Here is a 16,750-nt window from a genome sequence, read left to right on the forward strand (position 1 = left end):
TTGCGGCCTGCCCCTGAATCGGGGTCATCGTTCTGGAGAGGGGCCGACACGTGGGAGCCAAGACCGGGCTGCTCGTCTACATGGATGCTGCTTCGTCCGGCCCGCTGCGGCTGCTGGCGGAAGCGGATCCGGAGCGGACTGCGGAGCTGGTCGGCCGCCTCTACCCCGGGTGGGAGGTCGAGGAAGCGGGCGAGTGCGAGCTCGGCGACGCGACCTACCCGCCGGATGGAACCGCTTACCTGGGCAGCTTCCCCGGAGTGGACGTTGTCTGCGACCGGCACTGGATGGGCGACTACCCCTCACGGTTGCCGCAGCATCTGATCGATGCGAGCGCGGGGCGTCGGCTCGTCGTGCACTGGATGCACAGCGTGGTGGACTTCCTGGCTTTCGCGGTCTGGGAGGACGGTCGGCTGGTCCGCTCGCTCAGTCTCTCGCCCGACAGCGGGGTGGTGGAGGACATCGGCGAGCGCTTCGCGTTCGAGACGCCGTTCTGGGCCGGGGAGCACCCCGTGGAACTGGACGAGGCGTGGGGCGAACAGGACCCGTACCCATTGGCGTTCCACCCCCTCGAACTCGGAGAGGAGGTACTGCGCGCCTTCTTCGGCTTCGTGCTGGAGGGCATGCCGGAGCTCGACGACATCGACCCGTACGAGGTGGCACTGCGAGGCTTCCACCTCACGGCGCCAGGTGGGCCCACGCCAGCGGAGAAGGAGGCCGTGCGGCGGGCAGCCGTCAGCAGGATGGGGCCGCCGCGGATGTTGACCTACGGTCCCGATGGCACCTTGATCGTGGTCGACCGGCGGTGACCGGCATGGGTTTGAGCTGTCGGCCCCTCCCCGTAGCGCGACGACTGGGTGGAACCAGTCCTGCATGACCAGGCGGTCACGTCGAGGCGGTCTCCTCCTCGGCGGGGACGTATCCGCAGTGCTCCGGGCCGCAGTGCGTCTTGTGGTCCCGGCCCCAGAGGCCGGTGTCCCGTTCGGTGGCGCGGGCGATGTGGGCGAGATGACGCTGTCTGAAGCGCGGCACTGTTGAGGGCAGGGCAATGAAGGTCTCGGGAAGTACGGCCAGCATGCTGGTGACCTGCTCGCCGTCGATCATCGTCAGGAGCATGCGGCACTGCCACCAGCGTCGCCCCGCCTCCGGGTCCGGCCAGTAGTAGTCGGCCGGATCGGGGAGCAGGTAGTGGGGCCCGCTGGGCGCGAGGTGAGCTTGGAACCACGGACTGCTCCCGCCCAGGCCGAGCCGCAGGCACCCGGCTTCCTCGTGGAGGGCGAAGACCGCGTCGTCGTCCAGAGCCTTCAGGACCCGCGCCTCGCGGGGCAGGGGCCGACGGCCGGCAGGGGTTTTCACCGGCCAGCCTGCCAGCAGGCCGAGGCGTTGCCGCGCGCTGAGCGGGGAGACTCCCGTGCGCGGGGTCGGGAGCGGAGGCGGGGGAGTCCAACAGAGTCCGGCCTTCTCGAGTTGCGAAACGATCCAGGCTCGCTTCTCCGGGCCGGCAGTGTTCCAGAGCCAGCTCATCGGCCGCTCCCTCATCGCCCGTTCCCGCCTGCCGTCGTGCGTCCCACGGGCGGGACGTCGAGCGCGCGGCCGGGTTCCTACGGGCAGGTTGTGGCCCAGGTCGGCCAGGAGCCTGATGCGGTCGAGGGCGTCGTCGGACGGGAGCTCCTCCGGAAGCCGCCGAGCGCGACTGGCCAGGTACCGGATCTCGATGAACGCCTGGATCGCCAGGTGCTCGGCCAAGTCCCGGTCGTCGACCTCCCCCGAACGGGTGCTCCCGGTCGCGGGTGTCGACTTCGGCGCTGCCGCCGGCAGCTGGCCGTCGTGGGTACCCGTCATATCTGCGACTTCGTGGAATTCCCGGCCACCGTTGAACTCCCGGGATCGCGGTGGTCGCCGAACGACTGCTTGGCGCGGAGTTCGGACCGGACGAGCTCAAGGAGACGGCCCATCCAGTTCCGCCCGCGGCTGTCAGGAGCGTCCCGCCAGAAGGGTGAGTCCGAGAAGCCGGTGTAGCTGATCGTCGCGTCCCCGGTGGAAAGCAGGATCTCGGCGAGCTCGGGGTGCTGGGTGAACTTCGCGCGCAGCAGGCCGCCCATGACCGCGAGCCGGACGGCAGGCCAGACCGCTCGTTGGACCGCCCGGCCGCCCAGGTCTTGTGCCTCCCGCCCGGACGGCATCTCCTGGATCAGCCGGTGATCGGCCGTGTCGGCAGCCGACATGGCCCAGTAGCCGTGGAGCACGGACGGGTAGGTCTCGCCGGCGAACGTGATCTGCGCCGGGTAGTCGTTGCGGAGTACGAACAGGCCCAGCGCCTCGGGCCAGCCCTGCGGGTAGACGGTCTGATGGGAGATGACGGCCGCCTGGCCGGGCCCGCTCGGATCGTCGGCGTACTGGACAGCGCGCCTCTCCTGCTCGCGGGCCACGCCTTCGTCCCCGCGGCGGAAGTAGTCCAGCGACTCCTGATGCATGCCCGCCGTCACGACCGGGCCATCCCCGTCCACGGCCTCACCCAGGTCGGTGAGCAGGATGCGCAAGGGGCGGTCCTGAAGGTCCATGTCGCCGAGCACATAGATCCTGCGGTGAGCTGGGACTGCCAGGTAGGCGTCTCGAAGGAGCTCGCGATTCCGCTCCTCGGGCTCCTGCTGGTAGCGGCGGATCGCCTCCCAGCAGCGCTGCCTGGTGGTCGGTCGGCCGTTGAGTTCCTCGATCTTGTCGGCGACCTCGCTCAGGAAGCCCTCCGGGGTCAACGGTTCACCGCGGCGGGAGCGCCACTTCGAGGGTTCGTCAGGAAGAGCGGGAGCGCCGGGCCGTGTCACGGAGATTCGGCCCGAGGCCAGGAGCTTCTCCAGGCCGGCCAGGTCAGTCCGGTCCTGACACCTGACGGCGCCGTCCGCGAAGACGATCAGGTCGTCGAGGTAGTACTCGGTATCCCATCGACTCCGCTGCCAGACGTGGCACCAGGCCCCGTCGATTCTCTCCCCGTCCACCGTTCGATACGTCGGTCCCCGCCACGTCATGGGTGCACGCTACTCGGTGGGGCTGTCTTGGAACTCACCGACCGCGAGCTTGGCTGGTTGCCTTGGCCAGCCAGTCCAGGTACCACTCGCTGAAGCTGACGCGGTGACCGGCAGCGGAGAGCGGTTGGAGGGGGCCGTCGCAGGCCCGCAGGTCCTTCCAGAGGGTGCCACACTCTGGCCCGGTCACGACGAGCCATGTGTAGTAGCCGCATCCCTCGTGGCTGAGACATACCGCCCCGGCGGTCATCTCGTCGTTGAGCTTCTCCCACTTGTCGTCCCAGGCGCGGTACGCCGCGAGATAGGACTGCTCGTCGGCGAAGCGGTCCTTGACGGGCTCGCGAGCGTCGAGTTCCTCTGCCCAGCGAGCCCGCTCCTCCGTGGAAGGGAACGGCTTCCCCAGGTGTGTGTTGTCGCTTCGGACCTTGCCGTCCAACCAGTGCCAGCCTTGCTCGTCACGCCGCAGAGGGAAGACCCCGTAGAAAGGGCCCGCTCCGCCCGCGCCCACTTCGAGGAGGAAGGTGCGGTAGTCCGGCGGAAGGGACACGCCGAGTTCTTCCTCGGCTTCCGCCAGCTCGGTCTCGCTGAGGGGCGGCTCCACCAGGAAGTCATGCCCGAAACCCTGCCAACGAGCCCCGAAGACCTCACCCGCGAACGGGGCGTCCCGCAGGGCCAGAACCTGCTCACGAACTCCCGACCAGTCCACTCCTGAGTCGGCGATCTCCGCCCCTTGTGCATTGCCCGTCATGATCGAGTCTCCCCATGATCCCCGGTTGTTTCGGGACTGATCTTTCGAACGCCCGTGCAGGCTGCCAGCGAACCGTCAGCGGCGAGGAAGACCACGAAGTGCCATGAGCCGTCCGGACTGTCGATGGACCCCAGCTGGACCGGCTGAGCGCCGTGCTCCCTCAGGGCCGCCACGGTCTCGGGCAGCCCGATAGTCTCGATGTTCGCGGCCCTGGTGTGTTCGAGCCGGACAGCGTAAGTACCGGCCAGCACCTCCGCGGGGACCACTCCGTCCCCGATCCTGCAGGCACCGCCTGTAAGTACTGCCTCCCGTGCCGCCCTGCAGACCTGAGTCTGCTCCGCAAGGATGCGGAGCATGGCCTCGGACGCCGGGTCGGTGTCCGGTGGATCAAGAATCAGGTCGTCTTCCCAGCCCCCCGGCAGCCTGGCTGCCGTGACGACCAGATCATCAGCCAGAGCGAGGATCCGAACACTTCCAACCTGGAACGTCACCTTGACGCCGACGCGGCTGTCGATGGACCGCTGTCGGATGTGCTGGATGGAGACGACCTCGCTGCCTGCCAACGGCGCGAGAGGGAACTCGTCCGGTGCGTCGCTGACCGTGACATGCCCGAGCATGTCCATGTCGTAGGAGTCGTGGGGCTCTTCGATCCGGAGATCGAGTATGTGGTCCAGCGTGTGGAATCGGACCGGGCCGAGGCCCTCCACGTGCAGCCACATGTGCAACAGCTCGGGCTCGCCACCGCCGTCGCGGGCGTGGAACCACGAGCACGTCACGCGTTGCACTTGCCGACCGACGAGGTCCTCCGGAGTTACCACCGGGCGATCGTGTCAGCCTCGGCTGGAGGGGATCAACGGGATTCTGCCGACGCCGGCCACCCCTGCGGAGCAGCATCCTGTGATCGGCGTCACGTGCCCCCATTGCCGGGACCAGCCATCTTGGCTGCTCAGATCCAGAGCGATTCGGGGCCGTTGGCGTCAGCGTTGGCGTCAAACGGCACGAAAATGCCCCCGAAGCGAGCTGCTTCAGGGGCATCGTGCCTGGTCAGGGCTGGTGGCCAGGGCCGGGGTCGAACCGGCGACCTTCCGCTTTTCAGGCGGACGCTCGTACCAACTGAGCTACCTGGCCGTACTGCACCGTCTCTTGCGAGACGAGCGATCCCGACGGGACTTGAACCCGCGACCTCCACCTTGACAGGGTGGCGAGCTAACCAACTGCTCCACGGGACCTAGAAGTGGTTTCCCACTCAGGTCTTGCGTCACTGCACTTTACTACGGTACTGCGTGCCCCCAACGGGATTCGAACCCGTGCTACCGCCTTGAAAGGGCGGCGTCCTGGGCCACTAGACGATGAGGGCTTGCGGCCTGTCCCGCTGTTTCCAGCGCTCGGGGACGTCGAGAAGCATATGGGATGCCGGGCGGATCGCCAAAACGGGTTTCGGCCGGTCGGGTCGGGGGCGGGCCGGGGCGCGGGGCGCGGCCGGTCCGGGGCGGGCGGGGAGCCGGTCAGGACCAGCCGAGCTCGTCGAGTTCGTGGTCGTCGAAGCCGAAGTGGTGGGCGACCTCGTGGATCACCGTGGTGCGCACCTCCTCGACGACCTGCTCGTGGGTCTCGCAGTGCCGGAGGGTGGGGCCGCGGTAGATGATGATCCGGTCGGGCAGGACGCCGGCGTACCACTCGCCGCGCTCGGTGAGCGGGGTGCCCTCGTAGAGGCCGAGGAGCTCCGGGTCGGAGGCGTCCGGTTCGTCCTCGACGAAGACGGCGACGTTGTCCATCATGGCCGCGAGCTGCGGGGGAATCTGGTCGAGGGCGTCGCTGACCAGCGTCTCGAACTCTTCCCGGGTCATCTCCACCGGATCATTGTCGGGTCTGGGGTGACGGTGTGCCAGGTGGCGTGAGCCGGTGTTTGATGGGCCCATGGCGACCTCGGACGGCACGGTGGACGGCCCGGCGCGAGCCAGGCCGCGGGGCGGCGGGGCGGAGCGCGGGCGGCCGCCGGTGCTGCGCGGGCAGGGGCCCGCGGTGGCGGTGGTCGCGGCGGGCGGGGCGATCGGGGCCCTGGCGCGGTACGCGGCCGGGCTGCTCCGGCCCGACGGCCCGACGGCGTTCCCGTGGACGACGCTGCTGGTCAACGTGGTCGGTTGCGCGGTGATCGGGGTCTTCCTGGTGACCGTGACCGAGGGGCGTCCGGTGCACCCGCTGCTGAGGCCGTTCTTCGGCACCGGGGTGCTGGGCGGGTTCACGACCTTCTCGACCTACGCGGTGGACGTCCGGCGGCTGCTGGAGGCGGGGCGGCTCGGACTCGGCCTGACGTACCTGGGGCTGACCCTGGTGGCCGCGCTCGGCGCGGTGTGGGCGGCGGCCGGCGTGACGCGCCGTCTGACCCGCCGAGGGGGCGCGCGGTGAGCGGGCTGAGCGGGCCGGCGCTGCGGCTGACCGTGCTGGTGGGTGAGAACGACCACTGGCACCACCGGCCGCTGTACAGCGAGATCGTGCACCGCGCGCGGGCCGCCGGGCTGGCCGGGGCGAGCGTGTTCCGGGGGATCGAGGGCTTCGGGGCGTCGTCGCTGGTGCACACGGCGCGGCTGCTGTCGCTGAGCGAGGACCTGCCGGTGGCGGTGGTGATCGTGGACGAGGAGGAGCGGGTGCGGGCGTTCCTGCCGCAGCTGGACGGGCTGGTCGCGGAGGGGCTGGTAGTGCTCGACCGCTGCGAGGTGGTGCGCTACGTGGGGCGGGAGGGGGCGGCGGGGTGAACTGGCTGCTGGTGGTGGCGGGCGCGCTGCTCGGCGCGCCGCTGCGGTACCTGACGGACCGCGCGGTGCAGGCCCGGCACGACTCGGTGTTCCCGTGGGGGACGTTCACGGTGAACGCGGTCGGCTGCCTGGTGCTGGGCCTGGTGACCGGGGCGGTGGCGGCGGGGGCGGCGTCCTCGCAGGTCCAGCTGCTGCTGGGGACGGGGCTGTGCGGGGCGCTGACGACCTACTCGACGTTCTCGTACGAGACGTTGCGGCTGGTGGAGACCGGCTCCGGGCGGTACGCGCTGGCGAACGCGGCGGGGAGCCTGGCGGTGGGCCTGGCCGCGGTGTACGCGGGGGCGGGGCTGGCCTCGGCGCTCTGGGGCTGATCCGGCCGGGCCCGGGAGGCCCGCCGTTGCGGGGCCGTGCGGGCCCCGGCGCTCCGGAGGCCCTGCAGGCCGCCCCGGCGCGCCTCCGGCCCCGTCCCGGTTCCCGCGGGGCCCCGCTGGCCCCACGCGCCCCGCAGGGCCCGCCCGGGGGCTTCCTGGCGTGCCGCCCGTGTCCCGCCGGGGCGGGTGCGCGTTGGGCACCGGAAGCGGCCGCGCGGCAGTGGGCGGCCCGGGCGGGGCGGTGGAGAGTGAGTGCGGTGGCTTCGGTGCGGGCGGTTCGGGCGGCGGTGCGTGCGGGGACGGCGCGGGTGGCTCCGGCGCGGGGCGCGGCCCCGCTGCGGGAGCTGGCGGCGGGGCGGGCGGTGCCGGGCGCGGTGGTCCGGCGGTCGAGCGGGGTGCGGGCCGCGGCGGTGCTGGCGGTGGCCGGGCTGGGGCTGACGGGTTGCATGTCGGTGGGCCCGGGCGGGGCGACGGAGGAGAAGCACGGTGTGGCGCCGGTCGGTCAGGCCGGTCCGGCCGGGAGGCCGGGGGCGACGGGCGGGCCGTCGGCCTCGCCCGGCGCCGGGCACCCGGGGGGCGTGTCGGGGCGCCCGGAGCGCCCGGGGAGCTCGCCGGGAGAGAGTGCGCCGAGCGGGGCCACGGCCGCCGTGGCGGGCGAGGTGGCGCCGGGCGTGACCGGCGCGGCCGCCGGCGTGGTCCCGGTCCCGGCGGCGCCCGCCATGGACACCGCGCCGGGTGCGACCGGCGTGAACGGTGCGGCGGGCGGCGTGAGCGCCAGCCCCGCGCCCCGTACGGGCGGTTCGACGGCCGGCCCCGGCGGGGCGGCCGGCAGCGGCACCACCGCTGGCCCGGGCGGCTCCGGCGGGACGGGCGGCACCGGTGACGGGCACGGTGGCGGGGGTGCGGCGGGCACGCCGTCGGCGACGCTGAGCAGCCACCCGTCGACGTCCCCCGAGCCCGAGCACAGCGCACCCGCCACCACCGCCCCACCGGCCACGGAGCCCTCTGCGGGTAACTCCGGTTCCTCGGCCCCGAGCCCGCGCGCGGGTGGGCATTAGCGAGCTGGCCAGGGCATTTGCCTCTGATCCCGAGGTTCCTCTATGGTGGTAGATCGTTCGTTTGATCCATTTGACTGGCGCCCTATTTCCATCTGGCGCCCTTGGCGCGTTCCGGCGATCCGTGGCTGACCGCATAGAGGCGGTTGTGAAACAGAACCCCGGACTTTGGCGCGTGCCACTTCCGGAAGGTTTTGCATGTCTCTCGTTGACGACGCCCGCTTCGCCATGCCCGCAAGCGAGTCCGCCGCCGATGTCACCGACACCAACGACACCACCACCGAGGTCGTCGACCTCGCCGACGTCGAGCTGATCGACGCCGGGATCGCCGACGCCGACTCGGACGCCACCGACGCGGACGACACCGCCGAGGCCGCCGAGCCCACCATCACCTTCGGCGACCTGGGCCTGCACGACGACGTCGTGCGCGCCCTCGCCAAGCGCGGCGTCACCACCCCCTTCCCGATCCAGGCCGCGACCATCCCGGACGCCCTGGCCGGCAAGGACGTGCTGGGCCGCGGCCGCACCGGCTCCGGCAAGACCCTCAGCTTCGGCCTGCCGCTGCTGACCCGCCTCGCCGACGGCGAGCGCACCCGCGCCAAGCACCCGCGCGGCCTGATCCTGGTCCCGACCCGCGAGCTGGCCATGCAGGTCGCCGACGCCCTGGAGCCCTTCGGCTCGGTGCTCGGCCTGCGTCTCAAGGTCGTCTGCGGCGGTACCTCGATGTCGAACCAGATCTACGCGCTGGAGCGCGGCGTCGACATCCTGGTCGCCACCCCGGGCCGCCTGCGCGACCTGCTGAACCGCGGCTCGGCCAAGCTGGACGACGTCCAGACCGTCGTGCTCGACGAGGCCGACCAGATGGCCGACATGGGCTTCCTGCCCGAGGTCACCGAGATCCTCGACCAGGTGCCGGCCGGCGGCCAGCGCCTGCTGTTCTCCGCCACCCTGGAGAACGAGATCGACACCCTGGTGAAGCGCTACCTGAAGAACCCGGTCACCCACGAGGTCGACCCGTCGGCCGGCGCCGTCACCACCATGACCCACCACATCCTCGTGGTGAAGCCCAAGGACAAGGCGCCGATCACCAACGCGATCGCCGCCCGCAAGGGCCGCACGATCATCTTCGTCCGCACCCAGATGGGCGCCGACCGCGTCGCCGAGCAGCTCATCGAGGCCGGCGTGAAGGCCGACGCGCTGCACGGCGGCATGACCCAGGGCGCCCGCACCCGCGTCCTCGGCGACTTCAAGGACGGCTACGTCAACGTCGTCGTCGCCACCGACGTCGCCGCCCGCGGCATCCACGTCGACGGCATCGACCTGGTCCTCAACGTGGACCCGGCCGGCGACCACAAGGACTACCTGCACCGCTCCGGCCGCACCGCCCGCGCCGGCCGCTCCGGCGCCGTCGTCACCCTGGTGCTGCCGCACCAGCGCCGCGGCGTCTTCCGCCTGATGGAGGACGCGGGCGTCGACGCCAGCCGCCACATCCTGGACCACGCCTTCGACGCCGAGGTCGCCAAGATCACCGGCGCCCGCTCGCTCACCGAGGTCCAGGCCGAGAGCGCCGCCAACATCGCCGGTGCCGCCGAGCGTGAGCTCGCCGACATGACCCGCCAGCTGGAGCGCGCGCAGCGCCGCGCCACCGAGCTGCGCGAGGAGGCCGACCGCCTGGCCGCCCGCGCCGCCCGCGAGCGCGCCGACCTGGGCATCGTGGACGAGGCCCCGGCCGCCGAGGCCGGCGACGACGCCGCCGCGGAGGCCCCGGCCGCCGAGGCGACCGCCGCGGCCGCCGCGCCGCAGGCCGAGGACCGCACCCCGTCGTACCGCGAGGCGCGCACCGAGCGTCCGGCCTTCGGCCGCGACCGCGACCGTGACCGTGACGACCGTCGTTCGGGCGGCTTCGGCGGCCGCGACCGCGACGACCGCCGCTCGGGCGGCTTCGACCGCGACCGTGACGACCGTCGCTCCGGCGGCTTCAACCGTGACCGTGACGACCGTCGTTCGGGCGGCTTCGGCGGCCGCGACCGCGACGACCGCCGCTCCGGTGGCTTCGACCGCGACCGCGCCGGCTTCGGCGGCCGTGACCGTGACGACCGCGGCGCCCGTTCGGGCGGCTTCGACCGTGACCGTGACGACCGCCGCTCCGGTGGCTTCAACCGTGACCGTGACGACCGTGGCGGCCGCTCCTTCGGCGACCGTCCGGCCCGCTCCGGCGGCTTCGACCGTGACCGCGGTGGCTTCAACCGTGACCGTGACGACCGTGGCGGCCGCTCCTTCGGCGACCGTCCGGCCCGCTCCTTCGGCGACCGTCCGGCCTTCGGCCGTGACCGCGACGAGCGCGGCGCCAGCAGCCGTCCGTTCGCCCGCCGGGACGACCACCGCTCCGGTGGCCGCCCGCAGGCCTCCGGCGGCTTCGGCGGCCGGGACCGTGACGACCGCGGCGCCCGTTCGGGTGGCTTCGACCGCGACCGCGGCGGCTTCAACCGCGACGACCGCAAGCCGCGCTGGAAGAACTGACGCCGTACGGCCGGTGGTCCGCCACCGGTGACGGCCGCGGCTGAGGCCGGCCGGGCCGGGCGCAGGACGCCCGTGCCGGCCGGCCCCGGCCGGGAGGAACGCACGAAGGGCCCGCTCCATGCACTGGAGCGGGCCCTTCGCGTTCCCCCGGCCCCCCGGACACCCCCCGGTGCCCCCGACACCTCCCTCGTGCCCCCGGAGGTGTTGTTCTGCGAGTGAGAATAACCTGTGGCGCGGAGTGGCGGAAGTCCCGTAGCGTCGCGGCCATGAGCAGCAGACTGCACGACGTGGCACGGAGGAACGAGGAGATCGCCGAGCGGGGGAGCTACCGGGCGTCCGGGGGCGAACCCGTGTCGGTGGGGGAGCAGTTGGCGGCGGCCCGGGCCGGGACGGTGTCGTACCCGCCGGAGGGGCTGGCCGCGCTGCTGCGCGCCGGCGATCCGGGGCCGGGGCCGCGCGGGGCGGTGGAGGTCACCGCCGAGGGCAGCATCGAGGCCGCCCGGCGCCTGGTCGAGGGCGGGGCCGGCCCGGTCGGGGTCCTCAACTTCGCCTCCGCGCGCAACCCCGGCGGCGGCTACCTGCGCGGCGCCCGCGCCCAGGAGGAGGACCTGTGCCGCAGCGCGCTGCTGTACACCTGCCTGCTGGAGGCGCCCGACTACTACGAGGCGCACCGGGCCTCGACCGACCTGCGGTACAGCCACCGGGTGATCGTCTCGCCCGCGGTCCCGGTGATCAGGGACGGGCGCGGCGAGCTGCTGGCCCGGCCCTACCCGGTCACCTTCCTGACCTCGCCCGCGCCCAACGCCGGCCAGCTGGAGCGGCGTTCGGCCGGCGTGGACGTCCGCGGCGTGCTCGCCGAGCGGGCCGTCCGGGTGCTCGCGGCGGCGGCCCGGCACGAGGTCCGCACGCTGGTGCTCGGGGCCTGGGGCTGCGGGGTGTTCCGCAACGACCCGGCGCAGGTCGCCGAGGCCTTCGAGGGCGCGCTGGCCCGGTACGGGGCGGCCTTCGAGCGGGTGGTGTTCGCGGTCTGGGACCGCTCACCGGTCTCGGCGAACCGGGCCGCCTTCGCGGAGCGGTTCGGCGCGGCGGTGCGATGACGCCCGCCGCGCGCCGCCCCCCCCGGTCTGTGACCCCCGCGGGCCCGCGCCGCCCGGGGGCCGGGCCCTAGCGGCGGCGGGCGGAGAGCGCCGTGGCGGCCGTCGAGGCCGCCGCGACCACGGCGGTGACGGCGAGGACGGACGGCCAGGCGCCGATCTTCTTCGCCAGCGGGTGGGAGCCGCCGAAGGCCGCCACGTACAGGCCGGTCAGCGCCGCCGCGGTGGCCGGGCCCGAGCTGCGGCGCCACTGCGCGGCCGCCCCGGCACCGGCGGCCGCCAGCACCGCGCCGCCCAGCTCGCGCCGGCCGCTCCAGCGGGCGACGCCGTAGCCGCCGACCAGGCCGCTCGCCGCGGTCAGCGCGGCGGGCGCGGCGGAGACGAGCACGTTCGGGACCTTCGCCATGGGGGACTCCACTCGTAGGGGCTGTTCCGACTTCCTGTTCCGCCTCCCGACCCTAACCCGGCCGTATCCCGCCCCTCGCCCGGCCGTTCCGCGCGCCCGTCCCGTCCCGTCCGGTCCTGCCCTGCCCCGTTTCGGGCCCCGGCCGGAGTGGGTCCGGGCCCGGGGAGCGGGGCCCGCCGCTACCGGAACGCCTGCTCCGCCGACTGCGCCGGGGCGATCCGGGCCAGCAGCCGCGCGGCCTCCGCCGGGGGCAGCACCCGTTCCAGCCGGAGGTCCCCCGGGAGCTCCTGGATGAACCGCCCGGCCGACCAGCTGCGCTCGTAGGGCAGCGGGTCCAGCACCAGGGTGCGCACGCCGTCCACCACCGGGACGTCGCTCGGCGTGCCCTCGTTCCAGAGCCACGAGCCGTCCGGGGCGACGAGGTTGAACGCGCCGGTCGCGATCACCCGGCGACCGTCCAGGACGGCGGTGCGGGCCAGCGCCGCCACCTCCGGGTCCGGCCGGGGGCCGGGCAGGTGGCCGCCGCCGACCAGCACGTCGGCCAGCAGGGTGTGCAGCTGGAAGGTGTCGCTCAGCCCGTCCATCCGCAGCAGGAAGCCGGCGCCGGTGGGGCGGTGCAGGACCAGCAGCGGCTCGTCGTCGAGGACCAGCGCCAGGTGGGCCAGGCCCTTGAACTCGTGCTGCCCGCCGGAGTACCGGCCGAACAGCTCCAGCAGCACTCCGGTGACGCCCGAGGCCCGCGCCTCGGTCCGCACCGCCGCGTGCGCGTACACCGCCCAGGCGGCCTGCTGCCAGAGGTGCAGCGTCCACCAGCCGACCACGGCCAGGTGGGCGTGCCAGGCGTCCAGGTGCTCCCGGTGCTCGATCCGGTCGTGCGCCTCGGACGGATCGTCCGCCTCCGGATCCGGCAGCGGGCCGCCGCCGGTCTCCTCCCACCGCCGCACCAGCCGCTGCGCGCCGCCCAGCGCCCCGCGCAGGCCCGCCAGCACCGGGCCGGCGCAGGCCAGCGGATCGGCGCCGTTCTCCACGCAGGCGCCCACCACCATCGCCAGGTGGGCCCGGGGGAACGGCGGGGCGTCCGGCAGCAGCGCGGCCAGCCGGGGCCCGGCCGCGGCCACCTCGGCCGGCCCGGCCGACCCGAACAGCCCGCCCACCCGGCCCAGCGCGGGGCCGAAGCCCTCGTCGTCCCCGGCGGCGGTCACCGCCTCCAACTCGGCCACCGCCTCCAGGAGGGCGGGTTGCTGACGGTGCGGCGGAATCTGCTCGAAGGACATTCGCCGCAGCATAGGCGGCGGCGCGGCGCGCCGCGGCGTCGGGTACCCGGTCCTCCGGGCGGTGCCCTGCCGGTCGCCGCCCCCGGTCGCCGCCCCGGGTGGCGGCGCCCCGGACGCCCGACGGCCGGGCCCGCCGGACACTCCCGCGGGTGCCGGTGCCCGCTCGGTGGAAAACCCCGCGCGGCACCGCCGCCGTACCGCATACTCGCGCGGTGACCGCGTCCCGTGCCCTCGACTCCCGCCGCGTGACGGCCCGCCCGGCCTCCGCGGCCGAGCCGGCCCTGAAGGTGGCCCCGCTCGAGCTCTTCCTCGACCTCGTCTTCGTCTTCACCATCACCCAGCTCACCGGCAGCCTCGTCCACCACCTCACCCCCGGTGGGTTCGCGCAGGTGCTGGTGATGCTGGCGGTCATCTGGTGGATGTACGACGCCTTCATCTGGCTCACCAACGCGATGCCGCCGCGCACCCACGGCCGGCGCGGTCTGCTGCTGTTGGCGATGGCCGCGTTCCTGGTCATCTCGCTGGCCGTCCCGCACGCCTTCGAGGGCAGCGGCGCCGCCTTCGGCTGGGCGTACCTGGTGGTGGTCGCGGTGCACACCGGGATGTTCGCGGCCGCCGGGGTGGCGCTCGCCCCGGTGCTGCGGATGGGCGGGGCCAACCTGGTCGGCGGGGCCCTGGTGGTGACCGGCGGCTACCTCACCGGCACGGTCCAACTCGCCTTCTGGGCGGCGGCCTTCGCGCTGCAGTTCGTCACCCCGCGGCTCGCCGGGCTGCCGGAGTTCCGGCTGCGGGCCGACCACTTCGTGGAGCGCCACGGGCTGATCGTGATCATCGCCTTCGGCGAGTCGGTGATCGCCATCGGCGTCGGCGCCGGCAGCACGGACCTCGGCCCGGGGCTGATCGCCGTCGCCCTGCTCAGCCTCAGCGTCTGCGTGGGCCTGTGGTGGGCGTACTTCGGGCACGACGACGACGCCCGCGCCGAGCACCACATGGCCGCGCTGCCCTCGGCCGAGCGCAACCGGGCCGCGGTCACCGTCTACAACCTCGGCCACTTCGGCCTGCTGCTCGGCGTGCTGCTGTTCGCCGCCGGGGTGAAGTCCGCGGTCGCCCACCCGGTGGCCCCGGTGAGCCTCCCGCAGGCCGCCTCGCTGGCCGGCGGCACCGCGCTCTACCTGGTGGTCAACACCGCCGTCCGCCGCTTCTTCGGCCTGCGGCCCAACGCCCCGCGCCTGGCCGGCGCCGCCCTGGTGGTGGCCGCCGTTCCGCTCGGCACCGAGGTCTCCGCGCTCGTCCAGGTCGCGGCCACCGCCGCCGTGCTCGCCGCGGTCTTCGGCTACGAGCTCCGTCAGTCCCCGGTGGCACACTTCGAGCGTGACTGACAGCGCGCGCGAGACCGCGATCACCGACGGCCGCTACCTGATCCGCAACGTCGGCAGCGGTCTGCTGCTCGAGGTGGCCGACGGCAGCCGCCGCAGCGGCGCCCGGGTCCGCCAGGGCGCCGACGACGGCTCCGACGCCCAGCTCTGGCAGCTGACCGCCGTGCACCCCGGCGGGGCGCTGCGCCACCTGGAGAACGCGGGCAGCGGCAAGCGCCTCGACGTCACCGGCGCCTCGGTCGAGGACGGCGTGCCCGTCCAGCAGTGGTCGGCGAACGCCTTCGGCGCCCAGGAGTGGTTGCTGGAGGCCCACGTGGACGACCCCGGCACCTACACGATCACCAGCTTCATCAGCGGCAAGCCGCTCACCGCCGCCCCGGCCCCCGACCGGGCCGTCCACCAGTGGGAGGACGTCGACTCGCCCACCCAGTGGTGGCGCTTCGAGCGCCGGGGCTGAGGGCCGCGGGCCGGGGCTGAGGGCCGCGGGCCGGGGCTGAGGGCCGGGGCCGCCCGGCTCGGTGCTGCCCGGGTCGGTGTGCCGCCGGGCCGGGCCGGGCCGCCGCCGGTGCCGCGTGCCGTGCCCGCCGGGGCTCAGCCCGACAGGTTGGCGTGCAGAGCGGTCAGCTCCTCGTCGGTCACGCCGTGGGCCCGCAGGTAGTCGGGGACGGAGCCGTGCCGGCCGGTGATCCAGGAGAGGGAGGAGTCGAGCAGCGCGGCGCTGATCGGGCGCGAGGTGCGTTCGGCGCCGGTCTCGTCGACGTACGGCTGGGGGCCCTTGTCGAGGCCGAGTCCGACGTTGGAGCGCAGGTAGTCGGTGGTGATCTCCTCCTCGGAGGCGCCGAGCAGCGACTGCAGGACGGCGATGGTGAGCCCGGTGCGGTCCTTGCCGACGGCGCAGTGGACGACGGCGGGCAGCGTGCCGGGGGCGGCCAGGTGGCGGACCACGGCGACGAGGGAGGGGCCGGCCGTCCCGGCCATGAAGGGGTAGAGCGAGGCCTGGTCCTCCGGCCAGGGCTGGTCGACGTCCTCGCGGTTGGCGGGCAGGGTCGGCAGGTTGAGGGTCTCGTGGTCGAGCCCGTGCCGCAGGTCCGGCCAGACCTCCAGCTCGAACGGGCTGCGCAGGTCGAGGACGGTGCGCAGACCGAGGGCCTTGAGGCGCCGCGCGCCCTCCTCGGTGAGGTCGTGGAAGGAGCCGGAGCGGTAGAGCACGCCCCGGCGGAGGGCGCCGATCCCGCCCGCGTCACGGAAGTTGCGCACACCGGGGATGTCGATGAAGGCGTCGGTCATGGCATCACCGTACGGGCGGCGGGCGGGTCGGCGGAAGGAAACCGGAGGGGGCCTTTCGGCGTCCGCCGGGGACGCCGCAGCGGTCACCGGCCGCCGGAGACCTCCAGGAACGCGCCGGTGGTGTACGAGGCGGCCGGGGAGAGCAGGAAGAGGACGGCCTCGGCGACCTCCTCCGGCCGCCCGCCGCGCCGCATCGGGAGTCCGGGGGCGACCCGGTCGACCCGGCCGGGCTCGCCGCCGAGGGCGTGGATGTCGGTGTGGATGAGCCCGGGGCGGACGGCGTTGACCCGGATGCCCTCGGCGGCCACCTCCAGGGCGAGGCCGCGGGTCATCGAGTCGACGGCGCCCTTGGCGGCCGCGTAGTCGACGTACTCGTTGGGCGAGCCCAGCCGGGAGGCGGCCGAGGAGACGTTGACGATGGCGCCGCCGCGGCCGCCGTGCCGGGTGGACATCCGGCGGACGGCCTGGGCGGAGCACAGGAACGGGCCGGTGATGTTGGCGGCCCAGATGCGGTTCAGCCGGTCCTCGTCGATGTCCTCCAGCCGGGACTGCCGCTCCAGGGTGCCCGCGTTGTTCACCAGGCCGGTGAGCGGGCCGAGTTCGGCGTCCACGGTGGCGAACAGCCGCTCCACCTCGGCGGTCCGGCTGACGTCGGCCCGGACGGCGATCGCGGTGCCGCCCGCGGCCCGGACGGAGTCCACCACGGCGGCCGCCGAGGCCTCGTCCGCACGGTAGTTGACGCAGACCCGGTAGCCGCGCCGGGCGGCCAGCAGGGCGGTGGCGGCACCGATGCCGCGACCGGCGCCGGTGATGATCAGGACGTCGTCGGAGGTGGTGGTCGACATGGTC

Annotated in this window: 17 protein-coding genes and 3 tRNA genes; 8 read left to right on the forward strand and 12 right to left on the reverse strand. The window is 73.9% G+C overall.

Annotated features, from left to right (window positions below; all coding sequences use genetic code 11):
• Positions 1–50 precede the first annotated feature (50 nt).
• On the forward strand, positions 51–806 hold the full coding sequence (locus AB0N04_RS34265) for a hypothetical protein (RefSeq protein ID WP_360220434.1): 756 nt from the start codon (positions 51–53) through the stop codon (positions 804–806).
• 76 nt (positions 807–882) lie between these two features.
• On the opposite strand, the gene AB0N04_RS34270 is transcribed toward AB0N04_RS34265, so the two are convergent.
• From AB0N04_RS34270 to AB0N04_RS34305, 8 genes are all read right to left on the reverse strand, one after another.
• Positions 883–1,839, reverse strand: a complete 957-nt coding sequence (locus AB0N04_RS34270) for a hypothetical protein (protein ID WP_360220437.1) — start codon at positions 1,837–1,839, stop codon at positions 883–885.
• The gene (locus AB0N04_RS34275; protein WP_360220440.1) at positions 1,836–3,020 is read right to left on the reverse strand and encodes an NADAR family protein; all 1,185 of its coding nucleotides are present in this window, start codon (positions 3,018–3,020) and stop codon (positions 1,836–1,838) included. Before AB0N04_RS34275 ends, AB0N04_RS34270 begins: the two co-directional genes overlap by 4 nt.
• 34 nt (positions 3,021–3,054) lie before the next feature.
• Positions 3,055–3,765: an SMI1/KNR4 family protein gene (locus AB0N04_RS34280; RefSeq protein ID WP_360220443.1), complete on the reverse strand. Its 711-nt coding sequence runs from the start codon at positions 3,763–3,765 to the stop codon at positions 3,055–3,057.
• Positions 3,762–4,583: a hypothetical protein gene (locus AB0N04_RS34285; RefSeq protein ID WP_360220445.1), complete on the reverse strand. Its 822-nt coding sequence runs from the start codon at positions 4,581–4,583 to the stop codon at positions 3,762–3,764. Before AB0N04_RS34285 ends, AB0N04_RS34280 begins: the two co-directional genes overlap by 4 nt.
• Before the next feature lie 233 nt (positions 4,584–4,816).
• Positions 4,817–4,893 (reverse strand) — tRNA-Phe (locus AB0N04_RS34290).
• 27 nt (positions 4,894–4,920) lie between these two features.
• A tRNA-Asp gene (locus AB0N04_RS34295) sits at positions 4,921–4,994 on the reverse strand.
• 55 nt (positions 4,995–5,049) lie between these two features.
• Positions 5,050–5,122 (reverse strand) — tRNA-Glu (locus AB0N04_RS34300).
• Between the two features lie 148 nt (positions 5,123–5,270).
• The gene (locus AB0N04_RS34305) at positions 5,271–5,612 is read right to left on the reverse strand and encodes a metallopeptidase family protein (protein WP_360220448.1); all 342 of its coding nucleotides are present in this window, start codon (positions 5,610–5,612) and stop codon (positions 5,271–5,273) included.
• A 70-nt stretch (positions 5,613–5,682) separates the two neighbouring features.
• Here AB0N04_RS34305 and crcB (AB0N04_RS34310) point away from each other — a divergent pair, with 70 nt between their 5' ends.
• From crcB (AB0N04_RS34310) to AB0N04_RS34330, 5 genes are all read left to right on the forward strand, one after another.
• Positions 5,683–6,171 carry a fluoride efflux transporter CrcB gene (gene crcB / locus AB0N04_RS34310; RefSeq protein ID WP_360220451.1) on the forward strand — a complete coding sequence of 163 codons (489 nt, stop codon included), beginning with the start codon at positions 5,683–5,685 and terminating at the stop codon, positions 6,169–6,171.
• A complete protein-coding gene (locus AB0N04_RS34315) occupies positions 6,168–6,518 on the forward strand; it encodes a DUF190 domain-containing protein (protein WP_360220454.1) in 351 nt (116 codons plus the stop codon). Before crcB (AB0N04_RS34310) ends, AB0N04_RS34315 begins: the two co-directional genes overlap by 4 nt.
• Positions 6,515–6,889: a fluoride efflux transporter CrcB gene (crcB, locus tag AB0N04_RS34320; protein ID WP_360220457.1), complete on the forward strand. Its 375-nt coding sequence runs from the start codon at positions 6,515–6,517 to the stop codon at positions 6,887–6,889. The genes AB0N04_RS34315 and crcB (AB0N04_RS34320) overlap by 4 nt, the downstream gene beginning before the upstream one ends.
• A 1,253-nt stretch (positions 6,890–8,142) precedes the next feature.
• A complete protein-coding gene (locus tag AB0N04_RS34325) occupies positions 8,143–10,464 on the forward strand; it encodes a DEAD/DEAH box helicase (RefSeq protein ID WP_360220460.1) in 2,322 nt (773 codons plus the stop codon).
• A 266-nt stretch (positions 10,465–10,730) separates the two neighbouring features.
• Positions 10,731–11,561 carry a TIGR02452 family protein gene (locus tag AB0N04_RS34330; protein WP_363365640.1) on the forward strand — a complete coding sequence of 277 codons (831 nt, stop codon included), beginning with the start codon at positions 10,731–10,733 and terminating at the stop codon, positions 11,559–11,561.
• Positions 11,562–11,628: 67 nt separating this feature from the next.
• Here the strand turns inward: AB0N04_RS34330 and AB0N04_RS34335 are convergent, their stop codons facing one another.
• Together AB0N04_RS34335 and AB0N04_RS34340 are read right to left on the reverse strand one after the other, a co-directional pair.
• On the reverse strand, positions 11,629–11,964 hold the full coding sequence (locus AB0N04_RS34335; protein ID WP_363365641.1) for a hypothetical protein: 336 nt from the start codon (positions 11,962–11,964) through the stop codon (positions 11,629–11,631).
• Between the two features lie 179 nt (positions 11,965–12,143).
• Complete coding sequence (locus tag AB0N04_RS34340) at positions 12,144–13,238, reverse strand: hypothetical protein (protein WP_360222507.1); 1,095 nt, start codon at positions 13,236–13,238, stop codon at positions 12,144–12,146.
• A 212-nt stretch (positions 13,239–13,450) separates the two neighbouring features.
• Here AB0N04_RS34340 and AB0N04_RS34345 point away from each other — a divergent pair, with 212 nt between their 5' ends.
• The gene (locus AB0N04_RS34345) at positions 13,451–14,617 is read left to right on the forward strand and encodes a low temperature requirement protein A (RefSeq protein WP_360222510.1); all 1,167 of its coding nucleotides are present in this window, start codon (positions 13,451–13,453) and stop codon (positions 14,615–14,617) included.
• On the forward strand, positions 14,610–15,071 hold the full coding sequence (locus AB0N04_RS34350; RefSeq protein ID WP_360222513.1) for an RICIN domain-containing protein: 462 nt from the start codon (positions 14,610–14,612) through the stop codon (positions 15,069–15,071). The genes AB0N04_RS34345 and AB0N04_RS34350 overlap by 8 nt, the downstream gene beginning before the upstream one ends.
• A 134-nt stretch (positions 15,072–15,205) precedes the next feature.
• On the opposite strand, the gene AB0N04_RS34355 is transcribed toward AB0N04_RS34350, so the two are convergent.
• On the reverse strand, positions 15,206–15,901 hold the full coding sequence (locus AB0N04_RS34355; protein WP_360222516.1) for a tyrosine-protein phosphatase: 696 nt from the start codon (positions 15,899–15,901) through the stop codon (positions 15,206–15,208).
• A gap of 83 nt (positions 15,902–15,984) precedes the next feature.
• Positions 15,985–16,746 carry an SDR family oxidoreductase gene (locus AB0N04_RS34360; protein ID WP_360222519.1) on the reverse strand — a complete coding sequence of 254 codons (762 nt, stop codon included), beginning with the start codon at positions 16,744–16,746 and terminating at the stop codon, positions 15,985–15,987.
• Positions 16,747–16,750 lie beyond the last annotated feature (4 nt).

It is taken from the genome of Kitasatospora sp. NPDC051702, assembly GCF_040681575.1.
GTDB lineage: Bacteria > Actinomycetota > Actinomycetes > Streptomycetales > Streptomycetaceae > Kitasatospora.